Origin of the sequence: Stenotrophomonas sp. TWI809 (genome assembly GCF_039673205.1) — a bacterium.
In the GTDB taxonomy this organism is placed as follows: domain Bacteria; phylum Pseudomonadota; class Gammaproteobacteria; order Xanthomonadales; family Xanthomonadaceae; genus Stenotrophomonas.
Map to the genome: position 1 here is coordinate 28303 of NZ_JBDJLE010000028.1, position 14529 is coordinate 42831.

Annotated in this window: 14 protein-coding genes; 9 read left to right on the top strand and 5 right to left on the bottom strand. The window is 66.8% G+C overall.

Features of this window, described 5'->3' with window-relative positions; translation table 11 throughout:
- Nucleotides 1–41: 41 nt before the first annotated feature.
- Entirely contained in the window at nucleotides 42–527 is a 486-nt protein-coding gene (locus ABE472_RS16865) for a glycine zipper 2TM domain-containing protein (RefSeq protein ID WP_019185918.1), read from the bottom strand.
- Between the two features lie 118 nt (nucleotides 528–645).
- Nucleotides 646–1086, bottom strand: coding sequence for a hypothetical protein (locus tag ABE472_RS16870; protein ID WP_313210299.1), 441 nt, complete (start codon nucleotides 1084–1086; stop codon nucleotides 646–648).
- A 94-nt stretch (nucleotides 1087–1180) separates the two neighbouring features.
- Here ABE472_RS16870 and ABE472_RS16875 point away from each other — a divergent pair, with 94 nt between their 5' ends.
- Nucleotides 1181–1990, top strand: coding sequence for a tRNA threonylcarbamoyladenosine dehydratase (locus ABE472_RS16875; protein ID WP_313210297.1), 810 nt, complete (start codon nucleotides 1181–1183; stop codon nucleotides 1988–1990).
- A gap of 28 nt (nucleotides 1991–2018) precedes the next feature.
- Here the strand turns inward: ABE472_RS16875 and ABE472_RS16880 are convergent, their stop codons facing one another.
- Nucleotides 2019–2891 carry a LysR family transcriptional regulator gene (locus ABE472_RS16880; protein ID WP_346466674.1) on the bottom strand — a complete coding sequence of 291 codons (873 nt, stop codon included), beginning with the start codon at nucleotides 2889–2891 and terminating at the stop codon, nucleotides 2019–2021.
- 98 nt (nucleotides 2892–2989) lie between these two features.
- Here ABE472_RS16880 and ABE472_RS16885 point away from each other — a divergent pair, with 98 nt between their 5' ends.
- A complete protein-coding gene (locus tag ABE472_RS16885) occupies nucleotides 2990–4393 on the top strand; it encodes an MFS transporter (RefSeq protein ID WP_346466675.1) in 1404 nt (467 codons plus the stop codon).
- Here the strand turns inward: ABE472_RS16885 and ABE472_RS16890 are convergent.
- Nucleotides 4367–5140, bottom strand: a complete 774-nt coding sequence (locus ABE472_RS16890) for a TatD family hydrolase (protein ID WP_313218828.1) — start codon at nucleotides 5138–5140, stop codon at nucleotides 4367–4369. The two genes, ABE472_RS16885 and ABE472_RS16890, sit on opposite strands and share 27 nt — an antisense overlap.
- Nucleotides 5137–5361 (bottom strand): DUF6116 family protein, encoded by a 225-nt coding sequence (locus tag ABE472_RS16895; protein ID WP_152152652.1) that lies wholly within the window; start codon nucleotides 5359–5361, stop codon nucleotides 5137–5139. The genes ABE472_RS16890 and ABE472_RS16895 overlap by 4 nt, the downstream gene beginning before the upstream one ends.
- A gap of 159 nt (nucleotides 5362–5520) precedes the next feature.
- Between ABE472_RS16895 and ABE472_RS16900 the strand changes: the two genes are divergently transcribed.
- From ABE472_RS16900 to ABE472_RS16930, 7 genes are all read left to right on the top strand, one after another.
- Nucleotides 5521–6351 carry a glycine zipper 2TM domain-containing protein gene (locus ABE472_RS16900; RefSeq protein WP_346466676.1) on the top strand — a complete coding sequence of 277 codons (831 nt, stop codon included), beginning with the start codon at nucleotides 5521–5523 and terminating at the stop codon, nucleotides 6349–6351.
- Nucleotides 6352–6482: 131 nt separating this feature from the next.
- The gene (locus tag ABE472_RS16905; RefSeq protein WP_346464620.1) at nucleotides 6483–7034 is read left to right on the top strand and encodes a GNAT family N-acetyltransferase; all 552 of its coding nucleotides are present in this window, start codon (nucleotides 6483–6485) and stop codon (nucleotides 7032–7034) included.
- Between the two features lie 91 nt (nucleotides 7035–7125).
- On the top strand, nucleotides 7126–7785 hold the full coding sequence (locus tag ABE472_RS16910) for a glutathione S-transferase family protein (RefSeq protein ID WP_313210284.1): 660 nt from the start codon (nucleotides 7126–7128) through the stop codon (nucleotides 7783–7785).
- Between the two features lie 46 nt (nucleotides 7786–7831).
- A complete protein-coding gene (locus ABE472_RS16915) occupies nucleotides 7832–10111 on the top strand; it encodes a thiamine pyrophosphate-dependent enzyme (RefSeq protein WP_346466677.1) in 2280 nt (759 codons plus the stop codon).
- 3 nt (nucleotides 10112–10114) lie between these two features.
- Nucleotides 10115–12058: an asparagine synthase (glutamine-hydrolyzing) gene (gene asnB, locus ABE472_RS16920; RefSeq protein ID WP_346466678.1), complete on the top strand. Its 1944-nt coding sequence runs from the start codon at nucleotides 10115–10117 to the stop codon at nucleotides 12056–12058.
- 162 nt (nucleotides 12059–12220) lie between these two features.
- The gene (locus ABE472_RS16925; RefSeq protein WP_313210278.1) at nucleotides 12221–12781 is read left to right on the top strand and encodes an NADPH-dependent FMN reductase; all 561 of its coding nucleotides are present in this window, start codon (nucleotides 12221–12223) and stop codon (nucleotides 12779–12781) included.
- 214 nt (nucleotides 12782–12995) lie between these two features.
- Entirely contained in the window at nucleotides 12996–14420 is a 1425-nt protein-coding gene (locus ABE472_RS16930) for a replicative DNA helicase (protein WP_121037974.1), read from the top strand.
- Nucleotides 14421–14529: the final 109 nt, after the last annotated feature.

The window sequence follows — 14529 nt, forward strand, 5'->3', positions numbered from 1 at the left end:
CTTGCGCGGGCCCTTTTTTGTCTACGTGTGCGTTGCGCCGATCAGCGCAGGATCACCTTGCCGTTGACCACGCGGACGTAGGTGTTCTCGCGGATGCCACCCAGATCGCGCTGGTTGACGACCACGGTACGGCCGTCATCCATGCGCACGGTGATGTCGAAGGTATCGCTGGTCACGTTCTTCTGGATCTGGTTGCCGGCCAGCGCCCCACCCACCGCGCCTGCGGCGGCGGCGATGTTCTTGTTGCCGCGGCTGCCGCCGGTGTGGTCGGAGATCTCATGGCCGGCGACCGCGCCGACGATGCCACCCAGCACCGCGCCGGTCGCGCTCGGCGCGCTGCGGCCCGAAGCGACCTGGTTGATGCGGGTCACGATGCCGCAGTCGGCACACCGGTTGGTGTTGTAGTTGCCGCCGGAATTGCCGTACCCGTTGTTGTAGCCACTGCTGCCGTAACCCGGCGAGGTGGTGGCACAGCCAGCCAGGGCGACGGTGGCAACGGCAGCGGCGGCAATCAGTTGAATCTTCATGGTGTATCTCCTGGCCAGAGGGGTGGTCGAATGCGTCTGGTGCGCATGGAGCAGATCGTGTCCTGTGCTGCGTGAACAGCGTGCCAATCCCGGGCCGCCAGCGTGGCTGGAAGATGAATCAGCGGAAATCCTGGTGGCAGGCCTTGCAGTCCGCCTGGATCTTCTCCACCAGCGTGGCCATGCCCGGGCAGTCGGTCGGCGGTGCGGCCAAGGCCTCATTGAGGGTGGCGCGCAGGGCGCTGGCGTGCTGCTGGAAGCCTTGGCTGTCCTTCAGGCCGGGAAAGGCCAGGTCCAGATCATTGGAGAGCGAGCGCAGCGTCTGCAGCCGCGGCACGGTGTCGGCCAGGCTGCAGCGGTTCTGCGCCTGCGCGGCCTGCAGCAGTTGCACCTGGCGGTTCATCACGTGCATCAGCGAATCGGGGAAGGGATCCTGGCGGGCCTGGATGGCGCGCGAGACCATCACCGTGGCGATCAGGCCGATCACCAGGCCAAGCAGGCCGACGAACAGGTAGCGGTACGCGGCGGACGGGCGGCGCTGCGGGGTCACGGGGGCGTTCATGGTGAGGGCTTCGGTGAGGGTGGCTGCGGCGATGGTACGACGCGTCCTGTCCACGGCGCGTCCCGGCCGGGCCTGGGCGCATTAAAATAGGCGCATGAACGACGTACTGCGCGAACGATTTGCCGGCATCGACCGGTTGTATGGAGTAGGCACCGTGGATCTGCTCGCCAGCCGCCGGGTGGCGGTGGTGGGCATGGGCGGCGTCGGCTCGTGGGTGGTCGAGGCGCTGGCGCGCACGGCGGTCGGGCACCTGACCCTGATCGATGCCGATGACATCTGCGTGTCCAACACCAACCGCCAGCTGCCGGCGCTGGCCGGCCAGTACGGCCGCAACAAGGCCGAGGCGATGGCCGAGCGCTGCCGCGCGATCAACCCGGACATCAGCGTCGATGCGGTTGCCTCGTTCCTGACCGTGTCCAACATGGTCGAGCTGCTGGACCGCGATTTCGATCTGGTGATCGATGCCTGCGACAGCTTCCGGGTCAAGGTCGAGACCATCGCCTGGTGCCGCCGCCGCAAGCTGCCCATTCTCACCGTGGGGGCGGCCGGTGGCCGTACTGATCCCACCCTGGTGCGGATCCGCGATGTCTCGCGCACCGAACACGACGCAATGATGGCGCTGATCCGCAAGAAGCTGCGCAGCGATTTCAACTTCCCCAAGAACGCCTCGCGTTACTTCGGCGTGCCGGCGGTGTACTCGCTGGAAAACGTGAAGTACCCGCAGGCCGACGGCAGCGTGTGCGGCATCCGCCCGAACCTTGGCGCCGACGCGGCGCTGAAGCTGGACTGCGGCGCCGGGCTGGGCGCGGCCACGCATATCACCGGCGCGTTCGCGTTCGCGGCGGTCGGGAAGGCGCTGGAGATGTTGATGAAGAAGCCGGCCACGGTGGTCACGGCCGACTGAGCCGCTATCGGCACGGCAGTGGACCGGCTCACGCGTTCAACGCAAGGCCGGGCCGGTCCGCGACGACGGTCGCCACAAAGTCCATGACCGTGCGTACCGAGGGTGACCGCCGGAGGTCACGGTGCACCACCAGCCAGATGTCACGTGAGAACGGCGCTCCGTCATGCGCCAGCTGAATCAGTCCTGGCGCGGCATCACCCAGAAAGCGCGGCAACCCGGCCACGCCTGCTCCGGCCAGAGCAGCTGCCCGATGACTGCTGATGTCGCTCAGTTCGCACGACACGGCACGGCTTCCTGCGATCTGCAGCAGCCACTTCTGCTGGGGCATGTCAGCAAACTGCGTGTCATAGGCAATGAAGGCCCACTCTTCGGGCCGACGGGTGGCGACGTAATCGTGGCTGGCATAGAGCGCGAACGCCATTCGTCCGATTCTGCGCACAACGCTGCTGGCTTCCTTGGGACGGACGAGCCGCAGAGCCACATCCGCCTCGCGGCGGGCGAGTGATACCTGCTGGGCTTGGGCCGACACGGAAAGTTGAATGCCGGGCTGCTCTGCCCGGAAGTCGGCAACCCGTTCCGCCAGCAGGTGCGCCACCAGCACTGGCGGTGCACTGAGGGTCACCCTGGCATTGACAGCATCCTGGCTGGCTCGGCTCGCGCGGGCGACAGCAAATGCTGAGGTGTCCATGGCCTTGGCGTGCTCGTAAATCTGGACGCCCATCGCGGTAAGGCGGATGGAGCGTGGCAAGCGCTCGACCAGCGCAACCTGCAGTTCGACCTCCAGGGCCGCAACACGACGGCTGACGGTTGCATGGTCGACATGCAGCGCCCGAGCCGCGCCTGACAAGGTGCCGTCGCGCGCAACCGCCAAGAAATGACGGAGATTCTCCCAGTCGAACATCGGTGCGTTTTCGCAGGTCTGGAGTGTGATTTCGGGGAATTTTCGAGGGTGCCAACCAAGCCTAGCATGGACGGTCTCTTATGCTTGTGGGACCCCAAATGGCAGCTTTTTCTGCTTCCGCGCGCGGTACGCTCTGGGCCGCCGCGTTCGGCTTCGTCGTGGTGCTGCTGGACATCAGTGTGGTCAACGTTGCACTGGATGCCCTGCAGCGTGAATTTTCAACTGATGTGGCCGGCCTGCAGTGGGTGGTCAACGCCTACACCTTGGCATTCGCCGCACTGCTGCTGACAAGCGGGGCGCTGGGCGACCGCTTCGGCGCGCGCCGGCTCTATCTCTCGGGCCTGGCGGTGTTTACTCTGGCGTCGGCTGCCTGCGGGCTTGCGGGCAGTCTGCCTGTGATGGTGGGAGCCAGACTGATCCAGGGCATGGGCGCGGCGCTGCTGGTACCCAACTCGCTGGTCATGGTGCAGCGGGCATTTCCGGACAGCCAGGCGCGTAGTCGTGCCGTCGGGTGGTGGGGCGCTCTCGGGGGAGCGGCGCTGGCTGCCGGTCCCGTGCTGGGCGGAGTGCTGGTAGCGCATGCAGGCTGGCGCAGCGTGTTTCTGATCAATCTTCCGGTTGGTTTGATCGGGATCTGCCTGACGCTTCGGCATGCGGCGCCGTCCGGCGGCGGGCATCGGCGTGGCCTCGATTGGAGTGGGCAGGTGGCTGCCATGGTTGCGCTGGCAGCGACGACCATGACCCTGATCGAGGCAGGTCAGCTGGGTTGGGCGCATGGCGTGGTGCGCGGAGGGGCCCTGTTGGCGCTCGTGTCCCTCACCGCCTTCCTCTGGATTGAAGCTCACAGCACCTCACCCATGCTGCCATTGAATCTGTTTCGAAATCACACGTTCTCCATCGTCTCGCTGGCAGGCGTCGCGGTGAATTTCGCCTATTACGGTCTGATTTTCGTGTTCAGTCTGTTTTTTCAGATGCAGCAGCATCTGTCCCCGCAACAGACCGGGCTGGCCTTTCTGCCGATGACCCTCGTTCTGGTCGCACTCAATGTGGTGGCGGGGCGCCTGATTACGCGGCTCGGTCCCAGGTTGCTGATGTTCATGGGTCTTGCGCTGGCAGGATCGGGTTACCTGTTGTTGATGCGGGTGAGCATCGGGGGCCATTACGCGCTGTTGATCGTACCGATGCTGATGGCGGCAAGCGGGGTCGCCTTGGTGGTGCCGACCATGACCAACGCGACGCTTGCATCGGTCGACCGGTCGCGGGCAGGCATCGCCTCCAGCGTACTCAACTGTGCGCGACAGGTCGGCGGCATGCTGGGTGTCGCCCTGTTTGGCAGCCTGATCGGCGATGGCGCGCCGGATGCGTTCATGCATGGCATGCACATCTCGATCGGCATGTCGGCGGGAGCGTTATTGCTGGCGAGCGTCCTGTGCTGGTCTGGCATGCGGCCGGGGCCACTCCACCCGTTGCGCGCTTCAGGAGAAGCCGTGAAGCCCGAATAGGGTGCGCGCATTGGCCGTGGTCTGCGCGGCAATCACTTCGGCCCGCTCCCCGCGCAGCCGCGCCACCGTCGCCAGGATCACCGGCAAGCGTGCCGGTTCATTACGCTCTCCGCGGATCCCCGCATCCGGCTGATCCGGCGCGTCGGTTTCCAGGAGCAGCTGCTCCAGCGGCATGCTGGCGACCAGACGGTGCAGGCGCTGGGCGCGGTCATAGGTCAACGGGCCGCCCAGTCCGATCAGGAAGCCCAGCTGGTGCAGTTGCCGTGCCTGCTCGGGGCTGCCGGAGAAGCTGTGCACCACGCCGCGCAGCCCGCCGATCTGCTTGATCGCCGCGATCACCGCATCTACCGCGCGGCGCGCATGTACGATCACCGGCAGGTCGAACTCGCGTGCCAGCCGCAGCTGGCCCAGGAAGTAGTGCAGCTGAGCGTCCACGTCCAGACCCTCCACGAAGAAGTCCAGCCCGCATTCCCCAACCGCGCAGGGGCGCTCGCGTTCGAGCCACGCACGCAGCGCCTCCAGGTGTTCGGGGCGGTGCTGGTCCAGAAACATCGGGTGCAGCCCGTAGGCCGGGTGCAGACCATCGGCCAGCCGGCAGGCATCGCGCAGGCCGGGCCAACTGGCGGCAGTGACGGCGGGAACGACCTGGGCCATGACGCCGGCCGCGCGCGCGCGCGCGATCACCTCAGGGCGATCCGCATCGAACTCACCCGCATCCAGATGGCAGTGGCTGTCGATCAACCTCACGCGCGGCGCTTGGCCGGCAGCGGCGGCGGGAGCTTGTCGCCGCGTCGCTTCCAGTTGGCCAGCAGCAGCGTGCCCAGGCCGAACAGGATTTCATCCACGAACGGCAGCGGGTCGGGAATCACCAGCGTCACCGCGAACAGCGCGGCGGTGATCTTGAACAGGGTGGGGTAGCGCAGCCGACGCGCCCATTCCAGCACCGGCAACAGTATGGGATTGGACATGAGGCACTCCTGGGCAGATGCTGTAAACGCTATCACGAGCTCAAGGCTCACCGAACCTGAATGGGCGGCAGGATGTTCACGATCCGTGGAGATTCCGTTCAGGGTGGCCGTGCTGGAATTCACTCAAGAACGTTGCGGATCGTCCGCAAGGAGCCGGTTATGAAAAGTACAACTACTACTGCGTTGGTCGCTGCGGGTGCGCTGCTGGTTGGCGGTATCGCCACCGCTGCCTTCATGAAGGGCGGCAGTTCCTCGCCCGATGCGGTGACCGCTGCTCAGACCCGGCCCACTCTGGACACCACGCCGCTCGCCGACGATGGCGCGCGCACCGACCAGCTGGCCATTGAAGACAAGGCGGGCAAGCTGGAATACGCCGACATCGTCAAGGTCGATCCGTTGACCAAGAAGGAAAAGGCGTACGCCACCGTGATCGGCACCGAGCCGGTGCGCGAGACGTCCAGCACCCAGACCCCGCATGAAGTCTGCCAGGACGTGGTGGTGCAGGAACGCCTGCCCGAACGCGACGGCAACGTTGGCGGTACCGTCGCTGGTGCCGTGATCGGCGGCCTGCTGGGTAACCAGGTCGGTGGTGGCAATGGCCGCAAGGCCGCCACGGCCGCTGGTGCTGTCGCTGGCGGCATGATCGGCAACCAGGTGGACAAGCGCCATGTGGGTGGCCGCGTGGTCAACCGCACCGAGCGCCAGTGCCACACCGAAACCGCCACCTCCGAGTCGACCCGCGTGACCGGCTACAACATCACCTACCGCAATGAAGACGGCACCACCGGCACCATGCGCATGGCCAGCAAGCCGGGCAACCGCATCCCGATGGGCACCACCAATGCGGTCACCGGTTACAACGTGACCTACCGTTACGACGGCGCCGAGAAGACCGTGAAGATGGACAACAAGCCGAGCAGCGATCGCCTGCCGGTGATCGATGGCCAGCTGGTGACCCAGACCGCCGCACTGGATGCGAACAGGCAGTAAGTTCCTGCAGCTCGAAAGCACCACCAGCACGCCGGCCTCTGCCGGCGTGCTGCGTTTTGGGGTGCGCCGCACGGCCTGCCGATCACGGCATCTGCGATCATGCCGGCACGCATGCAACACACGAGGACGCCATGAGCATTTTCGACCTCCAGCTGGAGACCGACCGTCTGATCCTGCGCCCACCGCGCGCCGAGGATTTCGATGCCTTCCTGCGCTTCTGCTCGGACCCGGAGGTGATGCAGCACCTCGGTGGTGTGCGCCCCCCCTCGGAGGCATGGCGCAGTTTCAGCTGCCTGGTCGGCAGCTGGCATCTTTACGGGTTTTCGATGTTTTCGGTGATCGAAAAGAGCAGCGGTGAGTGGGTCGGCCGCATGGGCCCCTGGCAGCCGCTGGACTGGCCGGGCACCGAGGTCGGCTGGAGCATCCGCCGCGAGAGCTGGGGCAAGGGCTATGCGCCCGAAGCGGCGGTGGCAAGCATGGACTGGGCGTTCGACACGCTGGGCTGGGACGAGGTCATCCACACCATCGATGCCGCCAACGAAAACTCCAAGGTCGTCGCGCGCAAGCTGGGCAGTTCGCTGTTGCGCATGGGCGAGCTGCCGCCGCCGCACGCTGGCAAGCCGATCGAGATCTGGGGCCAGTCGCGGCAGCAGTGGCAGCAGCGCCGCGCCGGCCAACGGTGATGCTGCACCCGCGCTTGGCAAAGGCGATCGGGTGAGGCCAGACTCGGCATCGCGGGCGAGCCGCCCGCGGTGCATGCGCAAGAGGGTAGCGATGACGTCGTTGCGGGCTCCATTGACGGTGTACGGCATGTCCGTATCGGGCAACTGCCACAAGGTGCGGATGCTGCTGGAGCAGCTGGGCACGCGCTACCACTGGGTCGAGGTCGACAGTGCGCACGGCCAGACCCATACGCCGGATTTCCTGGCGATGAACCCCAATGCCAAGGTGCCGCTGGTGCAGCGCGATGACGGGCGTGTGCTGCCCGAATCCAACGCGATCCTGTTCTGGCTGGCCGAGGGCACACCGTATCTGCCCACGGATGGCTGGGAGCGCGCACAGACGCTGCGCTGGATGTTCTTCGAACAGTACAGCCACGAACCATGCCTGGCGGTCGCGCGCTTCATCAGCGGCTGGACGCCGCTGGAGTCACCGCGCCGTGCCGAGCTGCCGCGCCTGCGTGAGCGCTCGGCCCAGGCGCTGGCGGTGATGGAGGAGCATCTGGGCACGGCGCCGTGGTTCAGTGGCCGCGCCTACGGCATCGCCGACATCGCACTGTTCGCGTACACCGATGTCGCGGCGGATGGCGGCGTCGCGCTGGCACCGTATCCGGCCGTCCAGGCCTGGCTGCAGCGCGTGCGCGAGCAGCCGCGCTTCGTCCCCATGCCCACACCGCTGCCGGAGGTGCAGGCCCTGTTCGCGCAGTCCCGCTGAGTTCGTCCGGTTATCCGCCTACGCAACACGTCACGGAGGGTGATGCATGTTTGCCGTGGTTCCCGATCCGATTCCCGCGCGCATGAAGGGCCTCAACCGGGCCGAGATATGCGACGCCAACTTCATCGATTTCGTGCAGCAGTGGCGTGGCGATCCTGCGCCGAGGTCAGCCCCCGGCAGCCCCATCCTGCCTGGCAGTTCGCTGGACGCGCAGGGCTTTGCCGACCTCTTCGAGTCGCAGCTGATCAGCCGCCATCTGGACCTGATGGCGCGCGTGCTGCGCGTGCAGAACAAGGTCTTCTATACGATCGGTTCGTCTGGCCACGAGGGCAATGCGCTGGTGGCGCGCCTGTCCCGGCACACCGATCCGGCGTTCCTGCACTACCGTTCCGGCGGTTTCATGGCCGAGCGCTTCCGCAAGCTGCCCGGCATGGACCCGGTGATGGACGCGGCGCTCTCGTTCGCGGCCAGTCGGGACGATCCGGCCAGCGGCGGGCGCCACAAAGTGTGGGGCAGCAAGCCGCTGTGGGTATTGCCGCAGACCTCGACGATCGCCTCGCACCTGCCCAAGGCCCTGGGCACCGCGCTGGCCATCGAAAGCGGGCGACGCATCGGTCACACGCTGCCGATTCCCGAGGACAGCGTGGTGATCTGCTCCTTCGGCGATGCCTCGGCCAACCACGCCACCGCGCAGACCGCGTTCAACACGGCGGCGTGGGCGGCCTACCAGCGGCTGCCAGCGCCGATCCTGTTCGTCTGCGAAGACAACGGCATCGGCATTTCGGTCAAGACCCCGGACGGCTGGATCGCGCAGAGTTTCGCGCACCGCCCGGGCCTGGATTACTTCTTCGCTGATGGGCTGGATCTGGTCGAGGGGCATGCGCAGGTCGAGCGCGCGCTGGCGCATTGCCGGCAGACCCGCCGCCCGACCTTCCTGCACCTGCGCACCACGCGTTTGATGGGCCATGCCGGCACCGATTTCGAGATCGAATGGCGGCCGTTGCCGGAGCTGTGCGCGGCCGAGGCCAGCGATCCGCTGCTGCGCTCGGCGGCGATCGCCCTGCAGTCCGGGTGGATGACCGCCGCGCAGGTGCTCGATCTGTACGAGCGCGTGCGCGCGCGCTGTTTCGCCGCGGCCGCCGAGGCGGATCGCCGCCCGAAACTGACCGATCTCGCGGAAGTGATCGCACCATTGGCGCCGTACTCGCCGGCGGCGGTCCATGCCGAAGCCACGCGGGTGGCTGCCGATGACGCGCGTGCCGCCGCGTTTGGAGGTGAGGCGCAGCTGCCCGAGACACAGCCGCCGCGCCATCTGGCGATCCAGATCAACCAGGCGCTGCACGATCTGATGGCCAAGTACCCGGCCACGCTGCTGTTCGGCGAGGACGTCGCGCAGAAAGGCGGGGTGTACACAGTCAGCAAGGGTCTGCTCAAGGCCTTCGGGCCGCGCCGTGTGTTCAATACCCTGCTCGATGAAACCATGATCCTGGGCATGGCACAGGGCCTGGCCAACCTGGGCATGCTGCCGATCCCCGAGATCCAGTACCTGGCGTATCTGCACAACGCGGCTGACCAGCTGCGTGGCGAGGCGTGCTCACTGCAGTTCTTCTCCAACGATCAGTACCGCAATCCGATGCTGGTGCGCATTGCCGGGCTGGGCTACCAGAAGGGCTTCGGCGGGCATTTCCACAACGACAACTCGATCGCCGCGCTGCGCGACATCCCCGGCCTGGTGGTCGGCTGTCCCTCGCGCGGCGACGATGCGGCGATGATGCTGCGTACCTTGGCCGCGCTGGCGACCGTCGACGGCCGGGTCGCGGTGTTTCTCGAGCCGATCGCGCTGTACATGACCAAGGACCTGCACGCGCCGGGCGATGGCCAATGGCTGTTCCCGTATCCGGCCGCCGACCAGGCACTGGTACCCGGCGAGGGCCGGGTCTACGCGCCGGAGGCCAGTGACCTGGTCATCTTCACCTACGGCAATGGCGTGCCGATGAGCCTGCGGGCGGCGCGGGCGATCGAGCAGCAGCTGGGCTGGCAGGTGCGGGTGGTCGATCTGCGCTGGCTGGTGCCGCTCAATGCCGGTTTCATCGCTGGCCAGGCTGCCGATGCCCAGCGGGTGCTGGTGGTCGATGAGGGGCGGCACAGCGCGGGGGTGGGGGAGGGCGTGATCACCGCGCTGGTCGAGGCCGGGCTGGGGCACCTGCCGATCCGGCGGGTATGCGGGGCCGATACCTACACGCCGCTGGCGGGGGCAGCATTGTGCGTGCTTCCAAGCGACAATGCGGTATTGAACGCCGCCCTCGCGCTGGCGCAGGACCATTGATACATGTGTGGATTGGCAGGCATGTTGCTGCCCGCTCCGGCAAGGGAGCAGGCAGCACTGGAAGAACAGGCGCGGCGCATGGGCGACGCATTGGTGCACCGCGGCCCGGATGACAGCGGGGTGTGGGCCGATGCCTCGGCCGGCATCGCGCTGGCGCATCGCCGGCTGAGCATCCTGGACCTGTCGCCGCTGGGGCATCAGCCGATGACCTCGGCCGATGGCCGCTACGTGCTGGCCTACAACGGCGAGGTCTACAACTTCGCCGAGCTGCGCGCCGAGCTGGAGGTCCTGGGGCATGGGTTCCGCGGCCACTCGGATACGGAAGTACTGCTCGCCGCGATCACCGAATGGGGCTTCGACGAGACCCTGCAGCGCAGCAACGGCATGTTCGCCATCGCGCTGTGGGACCGCGCGGAGCGTTGCCTGTGGCTGGCCCGCGACCGGGTCGGCAAGAAACCGCTGTACTACGGCTGGGCCGGTGAAACACTGGTGTTCGGCTCCGAGCTCAAGGCCCTGTGGCAGCACCCGGCCTTCGACAACGAGGTCGACCGCGATGCGCTGACCCTGTTGCTGCGGCTGGACTACATCCCGGCGCCGCACTGCATCCACGAACGTTGTTTCAAGCTGATGCCGGGTCGCGTGCTGCGGCTGGATGCCGAGGCGGTGGCCGCCGGCGCTGCCGCGCATCGCCCGGACCAGTTGCAACAGCCGTTCTGGAACGCGCGCGAGCGCATGCAGCAGGCCCTGGCCGCGCCGTTCACCGGTAAAGATGCCGAGGCCGAAGAACGTCTGGATGCCGTGCTGCGCGACGCGGTGGCGCTGCGCATGGTGGCCGATGTGCCGGTCGGCGTCTTCCTTTCCGGCGGCACCGATTCTTCGGTGGTGGCCGCCTTGATGCAGGCGCAGTCGAGCCAGCCGGTGCACAGTTTCAGCATCGGCTTCACCGGCTCGGACCATGACGAGGCGCCGCTGGCCAAGTCGCTGGCCCAGCACCTGGGCTGCGATCACACCGAGCTGTATGTCAGCGGTGCCGATGCGTTGGCCGTCGTGCCCAGTCTGCCGGCAATGTTCGATGAGCCCTTCGCCGATGCCTCGCAGGTGCCCACGGCGCTGGTCGCCAAGCTGGCGCGGCAGGGCGTGACCGTGGCGCTGTCCGGCGACGGTGGCGATGAACTGTTCTTCGGCTACACCCGTTATCAGCGTGCGATGCGCAACTGGCGCCTGCTGGGCAAGGTGCCTGCGCCGCTGCGGCGCTGGATGGCCCGCCATGCGCACACGCAGGGCGAGGCATCGCGCACCGGCGGGCTGGCGGCGCTGCTGGCCGAGTCCGGCGCGCGTGGGATTGGGGATGTCTACCGCAACCGCATTTCGCGTTGGCGTGATCCAGTGGCCGCCGTGCGTGGCGCGCAGGCGGCCGGCAGCTTCTACGACCTGGCCGATCCGCTGCATGGCGCCGGCTCGCCGGCGGACGCGATGATGCTGGCCGATTTCAGCACCTATCTGCCGGATGATCTGCTGTGCAAGGTGGACCGCACCAGCATGGCAGTCAGCCTGGAGGCGCGTGCACCGCTGCTGGACTGGCGGGTGGCCGAGTTCGCCTGGTCGCTGCCGATGGCGATGAAACAGCGCGATGGCGTCAGCAAGTACCTGCTCAAGCGCGTGCTGGGCCGCTATGTGCCGCAGGATATGGTGCACCGCCCCAAACGCGGCTTCGGGGCCCCGGTCAGCGCGTGGCTCAAGGGCGACCTGCGTGGCTGGGCCGATGAACTGCTGGATCCGGCGCGGCTGGCCGAGGAGGGGGTGTTCAACGTCGAGGCGGTCGCCCCGCTGTGGCAGCAGTTCAAACAGGGCGAGCGCAAATGGCACACGCATCTGTGGAACGTGCTGATGTTCCAGGCTTGGCAGGCGCATTGGCGCAACGCACGCGCCGACGTGACGGGCGCGTAGTGCCGCGCGTGCGGGTGCGGACGTAAGGCAGCCACCCATGGGGTGGCTCTACCGTATGTGGTGTCGGCCGTAGCGCCACGCCATGCGTGGCTGACGCCGCCTTCACCGTTGCCGAAGGTGGGCCCGCCTAGGCTGGGCCTTTCCCCCAACGGAGCGAACGTGATGGCCGAATACAAGATTGCCGTACTGGTCGGCAGCCTGCGCAAGGGCTCGCACAACCAGGCGTTGGCTCACGCGCTGGAGAAACTCGCCGCCGGCAAGGCGGTGTTCTCCTACGTGGAGATCGGTGACCTGCCGTTGTACAACCAGGATTTCGACAAGGATTACCCCAGCCAGGGCGTCCGCCTGAAGCAGCAGATCCGGGAGGCCGATGCGGTGCTGTTCGTCACCCCCGAATACAACCGCTCGGTCCCGGGCGTGCTCAAGAACGCCATCGACCTGGGCTCGCGCCCGTATGGCGACAGCGCCTTCGCCGGCAAGCCCGCGGCGGTGATCGGCGCCTCGATCGGGGTGATCGGCACGGCGCTGGCCCAGCAGCACCTGCGCAACATCCTGGCCTACCTGGACATGCCGGTGCTGGGCCAGCCCGAGGCCTTCCTGCACTTCAAGGAAGGGCTGATCGACGCGCACGGCACGATCAGCAATGAGGGCACCAGGGACTTCCTGCAGGGCTTCGTGGACAAATTCATCGCCTGGGTCGGCACCCACGGCGGCACGCACTGATCCACCGCGGGCGGGTCATGCATCTGCGATAATGGCGTGGACGGGCGCCGCAAGGGCGTCCGTCGCACGCGATGCGACGGCCCCGGCCGATCGTACCGGCAGGCGCCGGTATCCCCAGCTCATCCACTGCTTATCCACAGGTTTGTGCATGGCTGCGGGGCGCCCCGCGTGCCTACCATGTCCTACGCCTCACACTGCAGGAAATACGCCCCCCATGTCCGCCCGTTCTGGCTTCCGTTCCGACCGCAAAGACCGCGGTGACCGCTTTGATCGCGATGAGATGCGCATCGACGCCCTGCGCGTGCCGCCGCATTCGATCGAGGCCGAACAGGCGGTGCTGGGCGGGCTGATGCTGGCCCCGGAAAGCTATGACCGGGTCAACGACCAGCTGACCGAAACCGACTTCTACCGCCGCGATCACCAGATGATCTACCGCGCGATCCGCGAGCTGTCCGAACGCGATCGCCCGTTCGATGCGGTGACCCTGGGCGAGTGGTTTGAATCGCAGGGCAAGATGGAGCTGGTGGGGGATGGCGCGTACCTGATCGAGCTGGCCAGCACCACGCCGTCGGCCGCCAACATCAGTGCCTACGCGGAGATCGTGCGTGACAAGGCCGTGCTGCGCCAGCTGATCCAGGTCGGCACCGACATCGTCAACGACGGCTTCCAGCCCGAAGGCCGCGAAAGCAGCGAGCTGCTCTCGGCAGCGGAAAAATCCGTGTTCGCGATCGCCGAACAGGGCGCGCGCGGCCGCACCGATTTCGTGGCGATGCCCGGTGCGTTGAAAGACGCCTTTGAAGAGCTGCGCAACCGCTTCGAGAACGGCGGCAACATCACCGGCCTGCCAACCGGTTATACCGATTTCGATGCGATGACCGCCGGCCTGCAGCCGACCGATCTGATCATCCTGGCTGCGCGCCCGGCCATGGGCAAGACCACGCTGGCGCTGAACATCGCCGAGTACGCCGCGATCAAGTCCAAGAAGGGCGTGGCGGTGTTCTCGATGGAAATGTCGGCCTCGCAGCTGGCGATGCGTCTGATTTCCTCCAACGGCCGCATCAACGCCCAGCGCCTGCGTACCGGTCAGCTGGAAGATGAGGATTGGAGCCGGGTGACCGGTGCGATCCGGATGCTGAAGGAAACCAAGATCTTCATCGACGATACGCCCGGTGTGTCGCCGGAGATCCTGCGTTCCAAGTGCCGCCGCCTCAAGCGCGAGCACGACCTGGGCCTGATCGTGATCGACTACCTACAGCTGATGAGCGTGCCGGGCAACAGCGAAAACCGCGCGACCGAAATCTCGGAAATCTCGCGTTCGTTGAAGGGCCTGGCCAAGGAGCTCAACGTGCCGGTCATCGCGCTCTCCCAGCTCAATCGCTCGCTGGAAACGCGTACCGACAAGCGCCCGGTGATGGCCGATCTTCGCGAATCCGGCGCTATCGAGCAGGATGCGGACATGATCGTCTTCATCTACCGCGACGACTACTACAACAAGGAAACGTCGCCGGACAAGGGCTTGGCCGAGATCATCATCGGCAAGCATCGAGGCGGCCCGACCGGCTCGTGCAAGCTCAAGTTCTTCGGTGAGTACACCCGCTTCGACAACCTGTCGCACGACTCGGTGGGTTCGTTCGAGTAACGCCGAAGGCGTTACGGTCGTGCCGGGCGCGGGGCGGGGCCCGGGGGACCCGGAGCCGGGGGCGGCGGGCCCCCGGGGGGCCGGGCGGTTGAACGGGGCCTCCAGGGGG